Origin of the sequence: Microbacterium helvum (genome assembly GCF_014779795.1) — a bacterium.
Classification (GTDB): Bacteria; Actinomycetota; Actinomycetes; order Actinomycetales; family Microbacteriaceae; genus Microbacterium; species Microbacterium helvum.
In genome coordinates this window covers 21,164-43,679 of the sequence record NZ_JACXZS010000006.1, presented here as the reverse complement: position 1 = coordinate 43,679, position 22,516 = coordinate 21,164, and the positions used below count along the sequence as shown (strand labels likewise).

The following is a 22,516-nucleotide window of genomic DNA, read 5'->3' as shown; positions in this document are numbered from 1 at the left end:
GGTTGTGCGGCACCAGCGGGGCATCCTGCCCGGACTTCTTCTCCCCGCCCCGGCACGGGGGGGGGGGGGGGCGGGCCCCCCCCCCGCCGCTTCGTGGATCGTGCCGATGCGCCTACTGCGCCTGGTCGATGAGCGCCTGCGACTGGGTGTTCGCCTCGTCGAGGGTGGCCGCGATGTCGGTCCCCTGCTCGGTGAGCACCTTCTGCACGGCCGCGTCGAGCAGGGCGTACGTCTCCTGCGCCGCCGTCAGCGGTTCGGGCACGATCGCGAGTTCCTTCAGGCTGTCGAAGTACTGCGTGAACTGTTCCTGATCGACGTCGACGTAGTCCGCGATCCAGCCGAGGTAGGTCTGGTACTGGTCCTCGTCGACGACAGGCACGAGCGGGGCGCCCACCGGCTGGTTCTCGGCCGCACGCGCCTTCGCGGTCTCGATCGCGAAGTCCTTGTCGGTGAAGGCGCGCAGGAACATGAACTTGATCCACTCGACGGCGGCCGCAGCCTCGGCCGCCGTCGCCTTGGGCGAGACCACCTGGATCGTGCCGCCGCCCAGGGTGCCGAGGCCCTTGGACGCCTGCGGCAGCCCGGCGATGCCGAGGTCGGCGCCGTTCATGCCGCGGTTGCCGACGAGATCGTTGTACACGTCGGCCCCGAGCACGGTCTGGCCGATCTGCCCGGCCGCCACGGCGGTGCGCATGTCGTCCTGCGTCATCAGGAAGTTCGACCCGGCGGCGTTCTTGTCCCAGCGCACCTCGTCGAGGAACTCCAGGGCGCTCGTCGGGCCCTTGCTGTCGACCTCGGCCTTGTCGCCGTCCTCGTTCTGGATCAGGCTGCCGAAGCCGTAGCTCATGCCGGTCAGCAGCCAGCCGCCGGAGTTCTGCGTGGTCGCGATCGAGAACCCGGTCTGCCCGGTCGCCTCTGTGATCTTCTGAGCGTTCTCGGCGACTTCATCCCACGTGGTGGGCGCGGCATCGGGGTCGAGCCCCGCCTGCTCGTACAGGGCACGGTTGTAGATGAGGCCGAGTGTGTACGCGGCCGACACGATGCCGTAGGTCTTGTCGTCGAAGACTGCTTGCGATTGCACGTCGGGATTGAGCGACTCGAGGACGTCGTCACCCTTGATGAGGTCGGTGATGTCGTACACCTGGCCGTTGCTCACCAGCTGCCGGATGTTGGTGAACGGCACGCCGATCACCGTCGGCAGCGTGCCGCCCGCGACGAGCGCCGAGAACGTGGTCGGGTCCCACTTCGTCTCGGTCGGCTCCACCGTGATGTTCGGGTTCGCCTCCTCGAACAGTGCGATGCGGTCGTCCCAGATCTTGCGGCTGTCAGGCTTGTCACTGCCGGGGTAGCCCGAGACACTGATGGTGACCTTCTCGTCTGCGGCGGGCGTCGAGCCTGCATCGGACGATGCCGGCGAGCAGGCGGTCAGGGCGACCGCCGCCAGGCCGACGGCGGCGACGCCGGCGAAGAGGCGCTTGGTCTGCTGCAACATGGATACTCCTTCGTATGGGTCGCTGGTGCGATCAGGCGATGTCTCTCCGGGAGTGGGAAACCGCTTGACCACCTCATGATGCACAGCGAGATCCGGCTTGTCAACTATGGATCCGACATTCCGCGTCGTTCTTCGGGAGTGATCTGGGAAACCGTTAGACTGCCGACGTACGAGGTTTTCGGGAGGCCGTGATGGTTCGTAAGGCGACGACGCTCGCGGACGTGGCGGCTGCGGCCGGCGTGTCGCTGTCGACCGCATCGAAGGTGCTCAACGGCACCGGGCGCGCCTCCGACGAGACCCGGGCGCGCATCCGCGAGACCGCCGAGCGGCTGGACTTCCGCCCCAATGCGCTCGCCCGCTCGTTCGCCAACGGCCAGAGCGAACTGGTCGGCATCCTCATCGAGGATGGCTCCGAGGTGTTCTCGAGCATGGTTCTGCGGGGCGCCGAGCGTCGACTGGCGGCCGCGGGTCTTGCCACCCTGGTGCTCGATTCCCAGGAGGACCGCCGGCTGCGCAGCCAGCAGGTGCGGGCTCTCGACGCGCGACGCGTCGACGCGGTGCTCGTGATCGGCTCGGGCCCGGACTACCCGTACCCCTCGATCACCCACGAGATCTCGTGCCCCGTCGCGTACGCGTTCTGCACGTCGGACGCCGCGACCGATCGCTCGTTCCTGCCCGACGACTACGCCGCCGGGCGCGTCGCGGCCGAGCACCTGCTGTCGATCGGCCGCACCCGGATCGCACACATCACCGAGGGCACCGAGTACGGCTCGGCGCAGCGCTCGCGCGGGTTCACCGACGCGATCGCCGCGGCGGGGCTGCAGCTGGTGACCGGTGCACCGCTGATGGGGGACTGGTCGAAGGAGTGGGGCTACCGTGCGGCCACCGAGCTGATCGACGGGCGCGAACCGTTCGACGCCGTGTTCTGCGCGAACGACCCGATCGCGTACGGTGCGTTCGCCGGCCTCCGCTCGCGCGGACTGCGGGTCCCGGAGGACGTCGCGCTCATCGGTCACGACCACTTCCTGCAGGAGCCCAAGTGGCGCAGGACCGAGTTTCTGACGACGATCGACCCCGACCTCGGCGCGCTCGGCAGTGCTGCGGCGGAGTTCTTGATCGACCCCTCCTCGACCAGTGCCGGCACCTCCGCGATCACCCCCACGCTCTACGTGGGCCGCACCACGGTGGCTCCCGATGACGACGCCACGCGGTCGAAGACCGACGACCTGCTCGCCGTCATCGATCACCTGCTCTGACGTGTCCTGACGCGGAATCCAGCGGAATCGCCACCGATTGAGCAAGCGGTTTCGCATTTCATACGAAAGAGGCTTGCTCCCTCCATATCAGCGGTGCTAGCGTCGGTGACCGTCTGTTGGGAAAGCGTTGGATCAACGTCATGACTCAACAGCTGCACTCACCACGTCACCCCACTTTTTGTACGAGGGAGTACACATGGAGCACACCGCTGCCCGCGCGAGAACGCGCACGGTCTGGGCCGCCCTGATCGGGATCGCCGCGCTCGCGGCATCCCTCTTGAATCCGCTGCCGGCGCACGCCGGCCTTGCCGAATCGCACACGTTCGCCTCGTGGAAGGCGTACATCAACGGCGGCGCCGACGTCACCAGCACCGCCGACACGACGACCAGGCACGGCGGATCCGCCGCCCTCAGACTCGTCGACACCACGCCCAAGGCCGCGAACGTCTATGGCGGCGTCGTGCAGACCGTGACCGTCACGCCATCGACGACGTACGAGTTCACGGCCTGGACGAAGGCGCAGGACGTCCCGTCATCGGGACCGCTGCAGTTCGTGATGAGCCCGGACTGGACCGTGCGCCAGACCTTCCCCGGCGGCACGTACGACTGGACGAAGTCGACCTGGACCTACACGACGACAGACACGCAGACCGCCCTGAACTACCGACTCATCCAGCAGAACACCGGCACCTACTGGGTCGACGACCTGACGATGGCGAAGTCGGGCACGACCGAGAATCTCATCGCAAACCCCGGCTTCGAGGACTACACGACGACCCCGACGCCCACCGACCCGACGCTGAGCGTGCGCACGCCGGTCATGCTGTTCGACGCGTCCGGCGCGCAGGTGTCGGTCGCGAGCAACCGCGCGTCGGTGCAGTGGACCCTGACGGATGCCGCCGGCACCACCCTCGACGAGGGGGATGCCGCCACCACCGCAGGCACGGCGACGCTGAGCTTCAGCGGGCTCGAGCTCGGCTACTACGGCCTGAGCATCTCGGTCGACGCCGGGACCGTGGTCCGGAACACGTCGTTCGCCGTCCTGGGCGACCGCGATGGCAGCAACGACACCGCGTTCGGGGTCTCGGATCACCTTCAGTCCAAGCCGGCGCAGGCTGACGTCTTCGGCGACCTCGGCGCCTCGGGGGCGCGTTTCGATCTCAGCTGGTCGAGCGTCGAGCAGACGAAGGGCGTCTACACGTTCGATGCCGCGCGCGATGCCAAGATCGACGCGATCATCGCCCAGGGGACCCGGCCGCTGCTGATCCTCGACTACCGCAACAAGTTCTACGACGACAACCTCACGCCCAGCACGCCCGAGGGCATCGCCGGGTTCGCCGCGTACGCGGCGGCGGTCGCCGCGCATTACGGCACCGATGTCGACTACGAGGTCTACAACGAGTACAACATCGGGTTCAACGACGGCCGCTGCGGCCGGACGGCCGACTGCTACCTGCAGGTGCTCGCCCCGACCTACACGGCCATCAAGGCGGCCGTGCCCGGCGCGACGGTGGTCGGTCCGGCGATCGCGGGGATCGATCTGCCGTGGTTCACGCGGCTCTTCGAGCTCGGCGGCCTCGACTACCTCGATGTCGTCTCGGTCCACAACTACGACTATCCGAACGCTCCCGAGGGCCGCGGCGAGGCCAAGGCGAAGCAGCTCGCCCAGCTGATCCGCGACTACAACGACGGCGCCGACAAGCCGCTGTGGATGACGGAGTACGGCTGGTCGACGGCATCCGCCATCAATACCGACGCCGAGCAGGCGAAGTACCTGGCACGCGGCTCGGTGCTGCTGCAGGCGGCCGGCGTGGACAAGATGTTCGTCTACGACCTGCTCGAGGACGGCACCGACGCGGCCAACCGCGAGCACCGGTTCGGCCTGCTGCGCAACGGCGGCGACGGGCTCACATCGCTCGCCCCCAAGCAGGGTTATGTCGCCTACGCAGTGCTGACGCGGATGCTGGACGGCCTCGCCTACGTCGGTCCCGGCGACGTCGAGACCGGTGCGTATGCCTACGAGTACGCGGATGCCGCGGCCACGGCCACCTGGGTGCTGTGGTCGTCGACGCCCAAGACCGTGCACGTCGCCTCGACGAGCGACGTCATCGTGACCGACCTGTTCGGCGCGAGCACCACGTACACCCCCGAGGACGGCGCGGTCGAGCTGACCCTCGGCGCGCAGCCGGTCTACGTGTCGGGTGGCGGGGTCACTGACGTGGCCTCGCCGCTCGCGGCGACGTATGCGGCCACCGCTCCGGCGGTGGTCGCGCTCGCCGAGGGCTTCGGCGTCACGGTGACGGTCGACAACACGGCGCGCCCGAACGCGTCGACCGACCTCGTCACGTTCCGCACCGCGAGCACACAGGTGCGGGTGCCGTCGAAGCCTGGACAGGTGACCGCCGCGACACTGGCGGCACCGGCGATCGACGCCGCGGGCCAGACGCAGGTGGGCGTCGACGTCGTGCGCGGTGGTGTCGCCGTGGCGCACCTCGACGTGCCGGTGAACGTGGTCGACAACCAGGCGACGGTCACCGCCAAGCCGCTGTTCTCGGCTGACGACGGCTCGGCGCAGCTCGCGGTGTCGATCGACAACCGCAGCGTCGAGACCCCGCTCGTGATCGACGGCCTCACATGGAACGTCGGCGACATCGCCGGAGAAGCCCCCGAGAGCGTGACCGTGGCGCCAGGCTCGACCCAGGTGCTCACCTTCGACGTGACCGGCTACGCGCTGTGGACGCCGTACGACTACGCGGCGACCGTGACCTTCTCGGACGGCTTCCAGCGCACCGTCTCGGGAAAGACGACGTTCGCGCCGGTCGTGCTCGAGGGGGATGCGCACTCGGCAGCCGATCTCGATGCCACAGGCACCTTCATCCAGCTCTCGAACGAGCCCGGGCCCACGGTCGGCGGCACCATGTGGGTCGGCCGCACCGACGCCGGCATCGTCGTGCACGCCGCCATCACCGATCCGGCGCACGACCCCGCCGGCGCCGCATCCCAGCTGTACAACGGCGACTCGATCCAGCTGTCGTTCGCCCCGGGGCTCCCCGCCGCGAACGGTCCGCGCGTCGAATACGGCGTCGCCCTGCTGGACTCGGGCGTGGGGACGTACAAGTTCTCGTCGCCGGCGGCCGCGGTCACCCTCCCGGGCACCGAGGTGGTGCGCGACGAAGCCGCCAAGACCACGACGTACACGGTGCCACTCACGTGGGCGCAGATCGGGGTGGATGCGGCATCCGAATCGTTCTCGTACTCGTTCCTCGTGAACGACGCGGCCAACGGCGTGCGGATGGGCTACATCGAATGGGCCTCGGGCATCGGCAAGACCAAGGACGTGACGCAGCACCTGCCGCTCACGTTCGCGACGGCCGCTCCCGAGGCTCCCGAGGCAGAGTCGGTGCGGGTGTTCGGCGGCGAGTCCGTCGTCGTCGGCGGCGACCTCGCGCTCACCGCCGCAGTCGCCCCCGAGGGTGCCGACCAGGGCGTCGCATGGTCGTCGTCCGATCCGGCCGTCGCCGCCGTCGCGGACGACGGCACCGTGCACGCGATCGCCGAGGGCACGGTCGCGGTGACAGCGACCGCCGCCGCGGCGCCCGGTGTGACGGCATCCCACATCATCCGTGTCCTGCCGGCGGCCTGGAGCGCCGACCGCACCTACGCGGCCGGCGACCGGGTGTCGTACGAAGGCGCCGTGTACGTCGCGCAGTGGTACGCGTCGGCGAGCGAAGTGCCGGGCGTCTACGCGACCGGCGCCTGGGCCGAGGAGGGCGCGCTCACCGCGTGCGCTGCCGGCGACGCCCGCGCGTGGACGACGTCGGGGGTGTACGACACCGGCGCGGCCGTCGTGCACCACGGCCACCGCTGGACCGCGAAGTGGTGGACGCGCGGCGATGAGCCGGGCGTCGGCAAGAAGAGTCCCTGGAAGGATGCCGGCGCCTGCTGACGCGGCCGGCACGTCGGTCGGGCGGGCACAACCCCACGGGGCCCCCGCCCGACCGCGTAGAGAGACGATGGACCCGTGACGAAGCCCGAACACCGTCCGTGCGTGTTCCTGAGCGAAACCGCGCGGCCTCGGCTGGCAATAGTGCTCGCGGAACAGTGGGGCGCGGCATCCCTTCGACGCATCGCGGCACGCATCGACCCGTTCGCCGACCGCCATCGGACCGACCCCGCATGGGTCCTGTCGCGCATGGCGATGTTCTGGCGCCCCGGCGAGCGCTACACGCACCTGCACCTCAGTCGCGAGAGATTCGCGTACGGCACCGGCGATGCGCCCGTGCCGACGGTGCGATACCCGGCGATGCGTATCTGGAATGCGCACCGCAATGCGCCGCTTGCAGAGCGTCTGCCTTACAGCGCCGACGGCGCCATGCGCGACGACCGCGGCACGATCGTGCCGTACTCGCAGACGGGCCACATGGTCCGCACGAACAACGAGGAGATCCTGGGGCTCGCCGAAGAGGCGGCATTCCTGTACCGATTGACCGGTGAGGAGCGGTATGCGCGGTTCGCTGCCGACATCTACTGGCAGTGGCTGCTCGGCACCTTCTACGTCGAGCCCCCGCGCGACCTGGATGAGTCGCTGGGCGGTCCCGGAGGTTACGAGGCAGGCGGCATCGGCGGGTACTACGACTTCGAGGTCATCCACGATCGAATGGGCGGACAGGCCGCGGTCGTGTACGACCTGCTGCACGACCACCTCCTGTCGCACCCTGACCCGCGGGTCGCGGTCACCGGGCTCAGCGTGACGGACTTGTCGATGACAGTGCTTCGGCGGTTCCTCGACATCGCGATGGTGCGCGGCAACCGCAACGGCAACTGGAACGTGTACACGTGGCAGAACGTGCTCCCGATCGTGCTGGTGCTCGACTCCGACGAGCACTGCGCCGGCGGCAAGGGCCGCGAGCACTACCTGCGTCTCTACCTGACGGCCTCGACGCCTCATCATGACGCGCTGCCCGAGATCCTTGCCCAATTCGACCCGGCGACGGGGCTGTGGCCGGAGTCGCCGCACTACGCCTTCGGTCCGGTCGCGGCCCTGCTCGACAACGCCGCACTCCTCGCCGATGCCGGGATAGACGAGATCGAGGGCAGCCCGACCTTGTATCGCGCGGGCATGGCTCAGTTGCCGTGGATCGATGCACGCGGCAACGTCGTCGTGTTCGGCGATGGCCGCGGCGGGCCGCCGCCGTACCGGATCTTCGAGCACCTCAACCGTCACGCACAGAGTGTCGGCGACACCTCCGGCGCGGTGGCCGCGTCCACTATTCTCCGCCACGCGGAAGCCGCGGGGCTCTATCTCCGGTCATCGCTCTCGTACCGCGAGCTGCTCGCGGCGGCACCGCTCGCCGCGCCCACAGACGGGAGTGAGGATGCCGGTCGCGCGCTGCGCACCGCATACTCGCGGTTTCATCGCCACATCGTGCAGCGCAGTGGCAACGACCCGGCGACAGCGCTGATGGCGACCGTGTACGGTGGCTATCCGCTGCAGCATCATCTGACACCCAGCGGACTCTCGGCCCAGCTGTACGGGCAGGGCTGGGCAGTCGGGCCGCAGGCGAAGTCCTACGAGTCGTACTGGAGCGACGACTACGTGTACTCGGCGGGCCGGGCGGGTGCCAACACCGTGGTGCCGGGGTACGCACACGGCGAGATCGCGGTGAATGTGCTCGAACCTGCGGTCTCTGCCGGAGAGTTCACGAACACGGCGGCCGTGTCGGCGAACCATTCGATCGTCGACGTCACCGCGGCCGGGCACCGGCGTCAGCTTGCGATCGTGCGTACTTCGCCGTCGTCGGGGTTCGTCGTCGATGTGTTCCGGGCCGACCAGGACGACGCGGACTACCTGTGGCATAACCTCGGGGACTCGGTGCTGGTCATTTCACGCGGCGCGTTGGTCGACCTCGCGCCGACTGCTGATCTGGGCGCGCGCGACAGCGGCTACCGGTTCTTCACGCGCTCTCGAAAGGCCCGCGTCGACGAATCGTGGCGTGCCACGTGGCGCGTCGATCGTGGCATCGCAGATGATGTCGCGCTGATCACGGACCTGTGGATGACCGGCGTCGAGGGGCGAGAGGTGTTCGCCGTCGACGCACCGCCTACCAGCCGTGATGGTGGCGTCACCCCCCGCGGTGTGAACTCGGGCGACCGGCCGACGCCGACGGTGATCGTCCGGCAGACCGGCCGCAACGCCGCGCGGTCGCCGTTCGTCGCAGTGTTCGAGTCGGCTCCCGAGCGCGAGTCGCGCATCGCCGGCGTGGACGATCTGGGCAGCGCGGACGGGTTCGTCGCGCTGCGCGTCAGCAGTGCCGGTGGTCGCGTCGACGAGGTCTTCAGCAGCATCGATGACGTATCGCACGAGCCGGTGACAGGTACGCGCTTCGCGGGGCGCTTCGGTGTGGCATCCCGAGACCGCGATGGGTTCGTGAGCCTGTACGTGGCCGCCGGGCGCACGATCGTCGCGGACGGGCACGGCATCGAACTGGATGCGACGGCCTCGGCGTGCCTCGAATGCACCGCCGACGGCTACTTCCGTTGCAGCGCCACCGCCGACGCCACCCTGACGATCCCGGTGGCTGCCGATGCAACCGAGTTGGAGGTGCGGCAGCACCGCGGCGATGAGTGGGGCGCGGTACAGGCCGCGCGCGATGGCGACGCCGTGACCTTTCGGATGGACGCCGGCTTCGCCGTGAAGCTATGGATCGGGCGCCCCGGTGCCCGAGGAGAAGAGAGACGATGGACACCGTGACGGATGCCGCAGAGCCGGCCGTGGACGAGCTCACCGCGGCGATGATCGCCGGGGCGCTCGAGGCGGGTGATGCCGCGTTCGATCCGGAATGGGACCTGCCGCTGGTGCCCGCGCCGTACAACCCGATCCACACCAGGATCGTGAGCGGCGAGGCCCACTTCGTGCGCGACGGCATGACCTACGCGCTGGCGCTGTTCGAGGCCGGAAGGAGGGAGCGCGGCGAGCGGGTGCTGCGCGCCGTGCTCGGGCTGCAGGACCGCGACCCGTCGAGCGCGACCTACGGCGTCTGGCCGTACTGGGCCGAGGAGCCGCTCAGCGAGATGTCGCCGCCGGACTGGAACTGGGCGGACTTCATCGGCGAGCTCATCGCGCTCGTGCTGTACCGCCACGATGCCGGGCTCTCGCCCGAGCTCGCCGCCGACGCCCGCGACGGACTCCGCCACGCCGCCCAGTCGATCATCCGCCGCAATGTCGACATCGACTACACGAACATCGTCGCGAAGGGATCGTTCGTGCTGCTCGCCGCGGGCGAGTTCACCGGCGACCCGGTCATCGCCGTGGCCGCCGCCGATCGCATCCGCCGCCTGCGCGACCGCCTCCTCGAGCAGCGCACGTTCGCCGAATACAACTCCCCGACATACTGGGTCGTCGTGCTGCAGGCGCTCACCGAGATCCGGCAGTACGTGTCCGACCCCACGGCGCGCACCTTCGCCGAAGAGCTCGAGCGCCTGGCGTGGGAGCACTTCCTCCGCCGGTGGCACCCGCAGACCGGGCGGCTCTCCGGCCCGATGGCCCGCTGCTACGACACCGACCTGCGCCGCGACAAGGGCGAGCTGCGGCCGCAGGGCGTGCGGCTCATCCTGCAGCGCGTGGACCCCGAGCACTGGACGATCACCGGCGCCGCCGGCATCCGTCCCGCCATCGGACTCGCGCACAGCGCGGTGGTCGACTACCGTCTGCCCGACGACCTGCGCCCGCTCTTGTCGGACCTCGGCGAGGGGTCCCGCACCGTCGTCGAGACCTTCTCGCAGGTCCACCACCTCGACGAGGAGTACGCCGGCGTGTCGGCCGCCGACGTGCGCGGTCGCGACGCGGTGGTGCTGCCCGCGGTCGGGACGACATGGCTGTCAGCTGCCGCCACCCTGGGCTCCATCGCGCACAGCGACACGTGGGCGCAGCGGCGCGTGCTGCTCGGCTTCTGGGCAGAGCCCGGCGACGACATCCACAACCTGACGTCGCCGATGCGATCGGTCTCGGCCACGGTCGTGCGCGACGGCCATGACTTCGCGGCGGGCTCGTTCAGCTCGGCCCAGCACGACGGCACGGTGCTGTGGGCGTTCGGCCTTGCCTGCCCCGGCGGCGATGAGCACATCCACCTCGACGGCATCGTGCCCGGCGAGGCGCGCCCGACCACAGGGCTGTCGGTGCGGTTCACACTGACGGGCATCGAGGCGGCTGCCACGGTCGACGTCGACGGGACGTCCCTCGCCGTGGGCGACCGCACCCACGGCACGACGCTGCGCGTCACGACCGACGCGGTGCGCATCGACTGGGCGCTCGCCGCGGCCGCGTGCGGCGACGACGACGACCGCACCGCACTCGTCGAACGCGGGGCCGACGGCACCGTGACGATCGAGATCGCGTGGGTGGCGGCATCCACTCCTCAGGACCTGGTGCTGAGCGACCTCGGGACGGCGTTCGCCGCCGGGTCGCTGCGCATCGCCGAGCGGGATGCCGCCACCGCCGTCCATCCGGTCTCGGTGCGCCTCGACCACGACGTCGCACACCTGGCGCTGCCGGTCGACGGCGACGGGCTGCGGCTGTCGGCACGGACGACGGTCGGGACGCGCCGAGATCACGCCCTCGCGTACCGGCAGGGCGCGAGGGCGTGATCGGCGCAGGGCCGGCAGCCTAGCCGACGAGGCGCACCGCGTTGTACTTGCTCGAGTCCTTCCCGCTCGAGATGCCGCCGCCCCAGCCCAGGAACCCGCGCGCGTCGCCGTCGTTGTCGTTCACGAGCACCGACACGCTCAGCAGTCGCTGCGCAGGGGTGATGGGGGCCAGCTCGCTCCACGGGATCTCGAGCCGATAGCTCGTGGAGCGCGCGGCGTCGTCGCGCGACGCGGCCGGCACCGCCGCCGTGGTGCCGTCCGTGCGCTGGTCCATCGTGCGCCACACCACCGACTGCGCTCCCGTCGCGGTCAGGCCGATACCGAACTCGGCGCCGGCCGACAGGCTCTCGCCGGGGAGCCCGGGAGCCACGGCGATCTGCAGGCCGTCACCCTGCCACATGTCCTGCCCGGTGAACGGCTGGTACTGCACGTCGTCCGTCACCACGGCGGTCACGATCAGAGCGTCTGCGCTCCAGCCGAGGGTGATGTCAGCCGCGAGGTCGGAGCCGTCGCCGATCGTGGCCGTCGGGTCAGTGCCGGCGAGCCGGTCGGCGGGCACGGCGTCGACGATCGCGTCGGTGATGGTCAGCGATCCGCCCGTGGGGTTGATCGCGGCATCCTTCAGCTGCAGCGCCGCGTGGAACGTGTGCGTTCCGCTCGCGAGCCCCGCCGCGGGCAGCGGCACTGACATCGTCGTGCCCGCCGGCACTTTGCGATTGACGTTCACCGTCTTGGTCTTCGCGCCGTCGAAGGCGATCGACGCGCGCTTGATCATCTGCTCGGCCGCGGTCGAGTTCGTGTAGGTCACGGTCACCTGATCGGCCCCCTTGTCGTCGCTGGTGTGGCTCGTCATGAGCGCAGTCGACGACGCGATGATCTTGGACACCGACGGAGAGGTCTTCACGCCGCCGAAGTCGGCCGTCACGGTGAGATCTGCCTGCGCATTCAGCACAGCCGTCGTGCCGGGATCGATCGTGACCTCGACATCGACCGAAGACCACGCCGGGATGCTGAGCCCCGCGTTCGCGATCGAGACGTTCCAGCCGTTCGTCGCCGATGCCTGTGCCGTCCCGGTCATCGCCTGGTTGTTCAGGTTGTCGAATCGGACCGTCATCGTGGTCGGGGCATCCGCGGCGAGCTGATAGCCCGTCGCCTTGGAGTTGGCCGTCTGCGCATCGGCGAAGTGCTGCGACGCGACGACGCGCTGTGCGGGCGACGGCGTGATCGACGACGACGCGCTGGTGACAGGCCGGTTCGTCGGCGCAGTGTCGACGACCCGGTCGCCCGTCATGCGAAGGTACACGACATCGGGGCCGGCGGTGAGGGAGTAGATCCCGGATGCCGCGTCCAGCACATCGGAGCGACCGACGATGTCGGTGCGCTGCACGCTGGGCGCGCCGAGGTCGAGTGCCACGGCCTTCGCCGTCTCGGACCACAGCGCGATGACCTGGTCGGCGCCGTCGTCGAACGCGAGGGCGGTGACGCCGGCGGGAACGCCGGGAACGGCGCCCGCGAACCGCGCTTCGCCCAGCGCCTGCGTCATCGCCGTCTCAGCCGTGAACGCGGCGTTCGGGCTGTAATCGCGTGCGAGCAGGCTGAAGTAGCGATCCGACTCGTTGTACGGCGGCAGGACGAACGAGAACTGCTTGTCCGTGCCCTGGCTGAGGGCGACGAGCGTGTTCTCGACGAGCCCGCGCGCCTGCACGCGCTGCTGGCGCTCGGTGAGCGTCGCGGGCGCGACCGACGAGACGGTCACGCCGGACTCGGTGAGCCAGCGCAGCGTCGCATCGGTGCCGTACTCGTCCACCAGCGACACGTGAGCGGGAACGCCTGGCCACGTCGGCGCGTTCTCGGTGCCGTCGTCGCTCGAATAGAGGTGGTAGCTGTGGATGTCGACATAGTCCAACACGCCGTTCTGCGCCATGAGGTCCGTGTAGGGACGTCGCTGCCCCGCGGTGCCGGCATCGGCCAGCAGCGGCTTCGAGGGGGAGTCGTGGAACCCGATCGCGGCGGCCTTGAGGAAAGCGGAGTACTGGTCGGCCGACTCGGCGGCGGTCGAGAAGCCGTTCGTACCCGGGGCGTCGGCTTCGTTCCACAGCTCCCACGCCGCGACGTCGGTGCCGTAGAACGACCCGGCGGAGAGGCCGTAGCGGTATGCGGCGGCGAGGTCGTCCGGCAGCTTGTCGGTGCCCGTGCGCGTCCAGCTCGGTGCCGAGTGAAACGCCGAGAGCACCGAGATGCCCTTGTCGCTCACCTTCGAGAAGAACGCGTTCGCGGTCGCCTCGGCCGAGAAGTCGAACGTGCCGGCTGACGGGTTAACGGCGTCGCTCCACCGCGAGCGATCTCGGATCCAGCTGACACCGGACAGCTGCAGCCCGGCGGCGACCTCGTCGTACCTTTCGGTCGGGATGAGCCACGCCCCCGCGACGTCGAAGGCGAACGGGGTGTCGGCGTGCTCGGCCCGGCCCTGCAGGTCGGCGACGACGGCGAACTCGTGCCTGATCGTGACGTCGTCGAGCGACGCGGCGATGCGATAGTGCCCGATCGGCAGCGTCCCGATCACCGCGGCCGCCGTCTTCTGGCCCGTCGCGATGGCCGCGGCGCCGGACTTCACCGTCGCACCCCAGTAGTCGGTCACCGTGTACGAGATGGACGCCGCGCCCGGCGCCTGCCCGTTGAGACCCAGGTCGAACGACACCGGCTGGTTCGCCTGGAACACGTCGAGCGGCGCATCGGACGACACCGACGACAGCTTCAGCGTGGTCGGCGCGAACCGCAGCTGATCGACGAACAGCGTGTAGTAGGTCGGCGAGCTCGAGCGTCGCGTGTCGACGGCGAACGTCACCGTGTTCGGCCCGGCCTGCAGCAGGACCGTGCCGTAGTGGTACTGCTTGATCTCGGCCGTGACGGTGCCGTACTGCACCGGGGTCAGGTCTGCGGTCTGCCCGTTGACCTCGACGCGGAACGGCGACGCCCATGAGATGCTCATCGGCGTCGTGTCGGCATCGAACGTGTACAGCCCGGCGGCCGGCGCGTCGACTGTGTAGCTCGCGCGGTAGCCGCCGGCGGGGGCTACGGTGCCGGTGTACAGCCGCCAGAACTTGCCGCCCGACGCGGCGGCCGCCGCCGTCAGCCCCGGTGTGAAGTCGCTCGTGGCCGGGCTCTCGCCTTCGACCGTGATCTGATCCGCTGCGACGGCGGCGGTCGGCGCCAGGCCGGCCAGCGTTCCCGCGACGACGGCGGCGGTGCCGAGCGCGGCCGCCAGCCGGCGGCGGACTCGTGTGCCCGCAGTGTGCATGATGGCTCCTCTTCATCGAGTTCGGGGCGGCGTGGGCCACCCGCGACGGCACGCTATCCAGGCGCGCCGGGTCGTGGCATCCGCCCGATCAGGCTCGGTCGATGGCGGCGTCAACGATGCACGGTCGTCTGCGCCACCGACGATGACGTGGTGCCACTGTCGTTCGCGAACTCAGCTCGATAGTTGTACACGCCGGGCGCCCGATCGACCACAGTCGTCTCAGCGTGCTGTGCTCGCGGAGACGCCGCGATGAGAGAGCCTTCGTCGATCAGCACGTCGTTCTCGTAGAGGCGATAGGTCGTCGCGTTCGTACCCCACCACAGATCGGCCGTCACCGTGTACGTCCCGTCGCCGCCGGAGTTGTCGATCCTCACCACGGGAGCGCCAGGGGCGGCATCGGTGACGTGCACGGTCAGCGGCGCGGATGTGGTCTCTCCGCTCTCGTTTACGAGCACCGCCGTGTAGACGTAGTCGCCGTTGTGCTTTCCGCTGACGTGGAACGGCACAGACTGCGCAGTCGGTGTGCGGGGTGTGAGCAGAACGGTGTCCTTCCGCTCCCCATTCTCGAAGAGCATGATCGCCGACGCATTCACGCCCCACCACAGGTCGACCGTGATGGTGTAATCGCCATCGTCGAGACCGGTGTCCCAGCCGTTGTCCGACGAGAGAGCTGCACTCGCAGGCGCGAACCCTGAACCTTCGTCGGCGTATACCAGCACCGAGAGTTCGACCGACGAGGTCAGCCCGTCGGCGTTTGCGGCCTGAACGCTGATGACGTGCGGCCCCGGACGACCCGTGAACGACAGGGGTTGCTCTGCAGCGACCTCAGCTCCATCGATTCGGACCGACAACGAGCTCACACCGCTTTCGGGATCCACCGCGGCGATGTCGAAGACCGTGGAGTCCGAGATCACCGCGCCGTCCTCGGGAAGCCCGGTGATTGTCGGCGGGGTGTCATCCCGCGCGCCCGTCGACGACACGATGCGCGCGGCGCGGAACTTCGACGAGTCCTTCGCGTCCGTGATTCCGCCGCCCCACAGCGTGAACGATCGTCCGTTCGCATCATCGGCGTCGTTGACGGCGACCGACAGACTGAGCAGGCCGTCGTCCCGGCTCACCGGCGCAAGCTCGGACCACGGGATGCTGAGCTGATAACTGGTCGTGGCCGTGCTGTCATCACGTCGCACCTGCGCGACCGCGGACGTCGGGGGATTCGACTTTCCGTCCATGCCACGCCACTGGAAGACCTGGACGCCACTCGTGCCCAGCGCGGCGCCGTACTCGGATCCCGCTGACGTAGATTCACCGGGGAGACCTGCTCCAATCGCCACTTGGATGCTGTCGGCCTGCCAGATGTTCGCGCCACTCGCCGGTTGATAGTGCACGTCGTCGGCGATCTCAGCCTTCACGACGAGCGCGTCAGCAGTCCAGCCGAACCAGAGGTCTCCTCCCAGCCCGGTGGTCGCGGGAAGAGAGGCCGTCGGCGCACCGGTCGACATCGTTTCGGCAGGCGACACGGTTGCGAATTGATCGGCGCTCAGGAGCTTGAGCACGCCTCCGACGGGGCGGTCGTCGGCTGCAGTGGTGTCGAGCCGGACCACGTAGTCGTAGTCGCCTGTCGCGTCGCGAAGCGGGTCTGGCAGCGGAACCGTGAGGTCGGCGCTCGCGCCGGGCGGAATGGTCGTGTCGAGGTCGACGGCCGAGGCGGAAACGGGGTCTGTGCGGACGGTGAGCGTGGCGCCGGTGATCCTCTCCGCTGTGTCGGAGTCGTTCGTGCGGGTGACTCTAATGGCGCCCCCGCTGTCAGTGCTGACGTGCCGGGCCACCGTGCTCGTCGTCCCGGGGACCGTCAGCGTGGCCACCGAAACGGAGGTCTGTTCGTCGGCGAAGTCCACAGACATCGTGATCGTCGAGCGGGAGCCCGCCGCCACCGTCGGCCCCGCCTCGAGCGCGACCGGCACCTCGATCGAGCTCCACGCCGGCAACGAGAGGCCAGGATTACTGACTGTGGCGATCCATCCGCCATCGACGGTGACCTGTGCGGTTCCCGTCATCGCGGTGCTGTTGAGGTTCGTGACCTCCATCACGATCTCGGTGCTCTCATCGATGGACGGTGAATAGCCGTTGTTCTTCGCGTTCGCGCTGATCTCATCGGGATAGCGCTGGTTTACGACGACCCGCTGTGCCGGGCTGAGCGTCACGTCAGTGACCGTCGCCGCGCTTGGACGGAGCGACGATCCGCCCGTGATGACCTGGTGGCCCTGCATTCGGAGGTAGACGACGTCGGGTCCTGCGGTGAGCGAGTAGATGCCATCCGCGGACTGCAGCGTCGTCGCCGCACCGACGATGTCCGTCGAGGTGACGAGAGGAGAACCGAGGTCGAGAGTCACCTGCGCGGCTGTCTCGGACCAGAGCGCGACGACCTGGTCGTCACCGTCGTCGAACGCGAGCGCGTTCACTCCCGCCGGCACCCCTGGGATCGCGCCGACGTAGGCGCCCTCGCCCAAGGCTGCCGTGAGCGCGGCTTCCGCGGTGAACACCGCGTTCGGCGTGAAGGCGGGAGTCAGCAGTCCGAAGTACTTCCCGCCGCTCTCGGAGTACGGCGGCGCGACAAACAGGAACTGTTTGTCGGTTCCCGCGGCGAGCGAGAGCAGAGTGTTGCTGATGTACCCGCGCGCCTGCTTGCGCTGCATCTCGGGCGTGAGGCGATCACCGGGATTCGCGACCACGGGGAACGTGCCGGACTCGGTCATCCAGTTGCGGGTGGTGGCGGTTCCATGGGCGTCTGACAGCGCGACGTGGCCGGGTACCGCCGACCATGGTTGGGGGATCGGCGTCCCATCGACCTGGCTGTAGGCGTGGTAGCCGTACACATCGACGTAGTCGTAGACGTCGTTCGCTGCCACAGCGGTGGCATACGCGGTCACCGGATTCGCGAACGCACCCGCCACAGTCAACGGCTTCCGACCTGAGTCGAGCATGCCGATGGCTGCCGCCTTCACGAACGCGGCGTATCGGTCGGGTGACTCGGAGATGGCGGTGAACGAGTTGTGGTCTGGTTCGTTCCACAGTTCCCAGCCGTCGACCTCGTCGGAGTAGAAGTCCGCAGCTTCTTTCGCAAAGGCGTACGAAGCCAGCAGATCGCTTGGCAGCAGGTCTCCGGTGCTCCTCGTCCATGACGGAGCGTTGTGGTATGTGCTGAGGATGCGCAGACCCTGCTCCGACGCGTCGGCGAAGAAGGCATTGGCACCGGACTCGGAGTCGAGGTTGAACTGATCTCGGCCGGGGTTGGTGGTGTTGCTCCAATGAGTCCGGTCGCGGAGCCAGGTGACGCCCGTGCGGGCGAGGCCGGCGGCGAGCTCCTCGTACTTCGCGGCGGGTGCGATCCACGCGGCGGCGACGTCGATGCCGAAGGGTGAGTCAGTCAGGCGCTCGCGCTCCGAATCTGCGGTGACGACCGAGAACTCCTCAGTGAACGGCTCATCGTCCGCGTACTGCGCCGAAATGCGGTAGTGGCCGATCGGGAGGGAGCCCAGCGAGGCATGCGCGATGCCGTCGAAGGCTCCCGCGGTCGCCGTCCCCTGTGCGACCACGGCGTCGAAGTAGTCCGTGACGGTGTAGGCGATGCTCGCATCCGCTCCGGTCGCGAAGTCCATCGTGACATCGAGCGTCACAGCGTCTCCCGACTCGAACACATTGAGGGGCGCGGCCGATCCGATCCTCGCGATAGCGGCCTGAGCCGGGATGAGTCGGAACGCGTCGAGGAACAGCGTGTAGTTCTGCGGGACGAGTTCGCGCGGGGTGTCCACGACGAACGAGATCCGGTTCAGCCCGCTGCTGAGGCTGAAGACGCCGGCGACCTCATGTCTGCGGATCTCCGGCGTCACCTGCGACACCTGGGTGAGCACCGCTGGCGTGGCCGGGGCGTCGTTCACCTGGATGTCGAACGGCGATGCCCACCCGACGTTCGCGGGGGTAGAGTCGAGCTCCATCTGGTACGCGCCGGCGGCCGGAACGTTCACCTCATACGTTGCGCGATAGCCGCCTGACGGCATTGCCGTCGAGGTGAAAAGCTTGAGATAGGCCCCGCTGGATGCCGTGGTCAAAGCAGTGGTACCGGGGAGGAAGTTGGTCGATACAGCCGCTTCCCCCTCGACCGCGATGAGTCCGTCATCAGCGGCCGCGGACACAGGAACGGTCAGGATTGCCGCCACGATGGCGGTAACCGCGAGAACGGTCACTCGGCGGCTGCGAACGGTTTTCATAGGTTCCTCGTCTTCGGGAAGTGCCTGTGATTGCCACGACGTCGTGGTCGATCATCTTGACGGTATTGCGCGCCGGGAACGTCTTCGCGCCGCAGATCAAAGTCGGTCACGGGGAAGAAGCCCAGACACGACGACACCACCTCGAGCCACCCGAAGGGGCGGACACGAGATGGTGCCGTGGGGTGGGACTATCCCTTGATCGCGCCGCCCAGCCCGGCGTTGTCGAGGAACTGCCGGCGGAAGCAGAGGAACATCACCAGCGGCAGGATCACCGAGATGAACATTCCTGCGAGCACCAGCGCGAGATCGTTCGTTCCGGCGACTTTCTGGATCCCGACCGACAGCGGCTGGAGCGACGGGTCGGGCAGCACCAGCAGAGGCCAGAGGAACTCCTTCCAGGCGCCGACCACCGTGAGCAGCGACACCACGCCCAGCGTCGGACGCGCCATCGGGATCAGGATCGACCAGAAGATCCGCAGATTGCTCGCGCCGTCGATGCGTGCGGCCTCGAAGATGTCCTGCGGAAGCCCGGCGAACACGCGGCTGAGCAGCATGATGTTGAACGCGTTCGCCGCGCTCGGCAGCCACACCGCCCAGAACGTGTTGATGAGGTTGAGGTGCACGAGCGGCAGGTCGAGCACCGTCACGTACAGGGCCACGAGCGACACCACGCCGGGGATGAACAGCGTGACCAGGACGGCGCCCGAGAGCAGCGGCGCCCACTTGGGCTTGAGAATCGCGATCGTGTAGGCGCCCGTGAGGGCGACGAGCAGGCCGAAGAACCAGCAGCCGAGCACGACCCAGATCGTGTTGAGGAAGTACCCGCCGATGCCGAGCCGGGTCCAGGCCTCGGAGAGGTTGTGCCACTGGATGCCGCTGGGCCACCAGCCGAAGGGATCGGTCAGGATGTCCTGCGTGGTCGACACCGAGGACTTGGCGAGCCACAGCAGCGGACCGAGCGATGCGATCGCCAGCACGGCGAGCGCCAGCACGGCGATGACGACCAGCCCGACCCGGGTGCGGGTGCGCTGCAGATCGAGCGTCGAGACGATTCCACGACCGGCGTCGTCCCGCTTGCGTTCCGCGCGACGCTCGGCGGCACGCGCGATGAGGGTCTGCGTGGCGCTCATACCTTGCTCCATTTCCGAGTCGCCCAGAGGTACACGGCCGAGAGCAGGCACAGTGCGACCGCCAGCAGCAGGCTGAGTGCGGTCGCCTTGCCGAAGTCGGCGTACACGAATGCGTAGCGGTAGATCAGCATCAGCAGTGTGAGGGTGCTGTTCGCCGGGCCACCGCCGGTCATCACGTAGGGCTCTGTGAACAGCTGGAACGTGCCGATGATCTGCAGCAGCAGCATGAGCAGCATGACTCCGCGCAGGTGTGGCAGCGTGACGTGCCAGATTCGTCGGCGCACGCCCGCACCATCGACCTCGGCCGCCTCGTACAGCTCGCGCGGCACGGACGCCATGGCGGCGATGTAGACGAGCGTGGTCCCGCCGAAGCCCGCCCACGTGGTCTGGAGCACGATGCTCGGCATCGCCAGGGCAGCGTCCTGCAGCCAGGCGAACGGGCCGGCGCCGAACCAGCCGGCGATGGTGTTGAAAACGCCGGTCGGCTCCGCACTGTAGAACTGCTTCCACAGCAGCGTGGCAACGACGGGCGGGATGATCACGGGGATGTAGGCGAGCACGCTGGCCGTCATACGCCAGCGTCCGAGCTCGGCGATCAGCACGCCGTAGATCACGGGCACGGCGAACCCGAACACCAGTGCGAGCAGCACATACCAGCTGGTATTGCGGATCGCGGTGCCCAGCAGCGGATCGGCGAGCACGGCTTCGAAGTTCTGGAAGCCGATCCAGATCGGCTCGGTGACGAGGTTCGTCTTCTGCAGGCTGATCAGCACGCTCTGCGCGATCGGCCACCATGCGAAGTAGGTGAAGGCGATGAGCGTCGGCACGGCGAAGAGGACCGCCGACAGGCCGCCGCCGCGGAACCAGTTGCGTGCGCGGACCGCGAACGTGCGTCGCCGGTGGGCCGGGGGCGGATCCGGTGGCAGCTCGAGCTGCTCGGGGGGCAGTGTCAGCAATGCCACGGCCATTCCTTTCTGTCACGCCGGTGTGCGGGCGAGGAGCGCAGCCCTCGCCCGCACACCGACCGGGTCATCCCTCCGAGGCGATCAGCGACTCGGCCTGCGACTGCGCATCCTTGAGGATCGCGTCGATGTCGGCGTTCTCGTCGGTGAGCACGCTCTGAATGGCGGCATCCAGCGTCGCGTAGATCTGCTGCGCGGCGACCTTCGGCTCGGGCAGAACGGGCTGCGCGTCCCGCTCGTCGAAGAACGACTGGAAGTGGTCGCGGTCGATGTTGATGTAGTCGCCGATCCAGCCGAGGTACTGGTCGTAGACCTCGTCCGACACGATCGGCGTCGATGGCGCCCCGATGACGTTGCCCGCGGCCGCTGCGGCCTTGGCGCCGGTGACTGCGACGTCCTCGTGGAAGTACTGATTGAACGTGGTGAAGCTGATCCACTTGAGAGCCGCGGCGATCTGGTTGGGTGTCGCCTTCGGGCTGATGATCTGGATCGCGCCGCCGCCGAGCGTGCCCAGGCCGTCCTTGGTCTGCGGGAGCACGCCCATGCCGATCGCGTCGGAGTCCATGCCGTTGACCCGCACGAACTGGTTGAACGTGTACGAACTGCCCATGCCGACGAACTGCGCGACCTTGCCGGCGGCGAACTCCGCCGCGACCTCTTCGTACTTCAGCAGGAAGTTCTTGGCGAAGGTGCCGTCCTTCCACTGCATGTCGCTGATGAGCTGCAGCGCCTCGGCGGTCGCGTCGTTGTCGACGGTCGCCGTGACCTTCTTGCCGTCGAGGTCTTCGAGCGTGGAGCCCATGCCGTAGCTCATCGCGGTGAGCATCCAGCCGCCGTGGTTGGCGGTCGTCGGGATCGAGAACCCGGCGACTCCGGTCGCCTTGGTGATCTTCTCGGCGTTCTCGCGCACCTCGTCCCATGTCGTGGGGGGCGTCTCGGGGTCGAGGCCGGCCTGCTCATAGAGGTCTCGGTTATAGAAGACGGTCATCGAGTACGCCTCTTTGGGGACGCCGTAGGTCCGGCCGTCGTCGTCCTGCGCGATGGTCAGGAGCGCCGGGTTCAGCTGATCCACCTCGAGCGACTGGTCGTCGAGATAGTCGGTGATGTCGGCCGCCTGCCCGTTGCGGATGATGTTGGCGATCTCGGTGTACGGCACGGCCACGGTCGTCGGCAGCGTGCCACCGGCGAGCTGCGCGGCGAACGTCGAGGTGTTCCAGCCGTTCTCGCTGCCTTCGATCGTGATGTTGGGGTACTCGGCCTCGAACTTGTCGACGCGGTCGTTGAAAGCCTTGAGCTGCTCGGGCTGATCGGCCGCCGGCATCCCGTCGACCGAGATCGTGACCTCGGCGTCGGGGTCGTAGGTCGCGGCGGGCTGCGGGGCTGCGGAGCTGGCGCAGCCGGCCAGCGCGACGGCGCCCACAGCCAGCAAGACGATGCCGGAGCGCAGGGATCGGGTGGACATCTTCTACT

At 68.6% G+C, this 22,516-nt stretch carries 10 protein-coding genes; 4 read left to right on the top strand and 6 right to left on the bottom strand.

Features of this window, described 5'->3' with window-relative positions; translation table 11 throughout:
* Nucleotides 1–112: 112 nt before the first annotated feature.
* Entirely contained in the window at nt 113–1,492 is a 1,380-nt protein-coding gene (locus IF188_RS10300; protein ID WP_191171718.1) for an ABC transporter substrate-binding protein, read from the bottom strand.
* Between the two features lie 191 nt (nt 1,493–1,683).
* Between IF188_RS10300 and IF188_RS10295 the strand changes: the two genes are divergently transcribed.
* The 4 genes from IF188_RS10295 to IF188_RS10280 all read left to right on the top strand — a co-directional run bounded on the left by IF188_RS10295 (nt 1,684) and on the right by IF188_RS10280 (nt 11,391).
* Entirely contained in the window at nt 1,684–2,748 is a 1,065-nt protein-coding gene (locus IF188_RS10295; RefSeq protein WP_191171717.1) for a LacI family DNA-binding transcriptional regulator, read from the top strand.
* 196 nt (nt 2,749–2,944) lie between these two features.
* Entirely contained in the window at nt 2,945–6,694 is a 3,750-nt protein-coding gene (locus tag IF188_RS10290; RefSeq protein ID WP_191171716.1) for an Ig-like domain-containing protein, read from the top strand.
* A 102-nt stretch (nt 6,695–6,796) separates the two neighbouring features.
* Nucleotides 6,797–9,499 carry a hypothetical protein gene (locus tag IF188_RS10285; protein ID WP_191171715.1) on the top strand — a complete coding sequence of 901 codons (2,703 nt, stop codon included), beginning with the start codon at nt 6,797–6,799 and terminating at the stop codon, nt 9,497–9,499.
* Nucleotides 9,487–11,391: a hypothetical protein gene (locus IF188_RS10280; RefSeq protein ID WP_191171714.1), complete on the top strand. Its 1,905-nt coding sequence runs from the start codon at nt 9,487–9,489 to the stop codon at nt 11,389–11,391. The genes IF188_RS10285 and IF188_RS10280 overlap by 13 nt, the downstream gene beginning before the upstream one ends.
* 19 nt (nt 11,392–11,410) lie before the next feature.
* Here IF188_RS10280 and IF188_RS10275 read toward each other — a convergent pair whose 3' ends face one another.
* The 5 genes from IF188_RS10275 to IF188_RS10255 all read right to left on the bottom strand — a co-directional run bounded on the left by IF188_RS10275 (nt 11,411) and on the right by IF188_RS10255 (nt 22,508).
* Nucleotides 11,411–14,689 carry a DOMON domain-containing protein gene (locus IF188_RS10275; protein ID WP_191171713.1) on the bottom strand — a complete coding sequence of 1,093 codons (3,279 nt, stop codon included), beginning with the start codon at nt 14,687–14,689 and terminating at the stop codon, nt 11,411–11,413.
* Between the two features lie 110 nt (nt 14,690–14,799).
* Nucleotides 14,800–18,711, bottom strand: coding sequence for a sugar-binding protein (locus tag IF188_RS20540; protein WP_191171712.1), 3,912 nt, complete (start codon nt 18,709–18,711; stop codon nt 14,800–14,802).
* A gap of 431 nt (nt 18,712–19,142) precedes the next feature.
* The gene (locus IF188_RS10265; protein ID WP_224751721.1) at nt 19,143–20,084 is read right to left on the bottom strand and encodes a carbohydrate ABC transporter permease; all 942 of its coding nucleotides are present in this window, start codon (nt 20,082–20,084) and stop codon (nt 19,143–19,145) included.
* Nucleotides 20,081–21,046: a carbohydrate ABC transporter permease gene (locus IF188_RS10260; RefSeq protein WP_318152858.1), complete on the bottom strand. Its 966-nt coding sequence runs from the start codon at nt 21,044–21,046 to the stop codon at nt 20,081–20,083. Before IF188_RS10260 ends, IF188_RS10265 begins: the two co-directional genes overlap by 4 nt.
* A gap of 67 nt (nt 21,047–21,113) precedes the next feature.
* Nucleotides 21,114–22,508, bottom strand: coding sequence for an ABC transporter substrate-binding protein (locus IF188_RS10255; protein WP_191171709.1), 1,395 nt, complete (start codon nt 22,506–22,508; stop codon nt 21,114–21,116).
* Between the last annotated feature and the right edge of the window lie 8 nt (nt 22,509–22,516).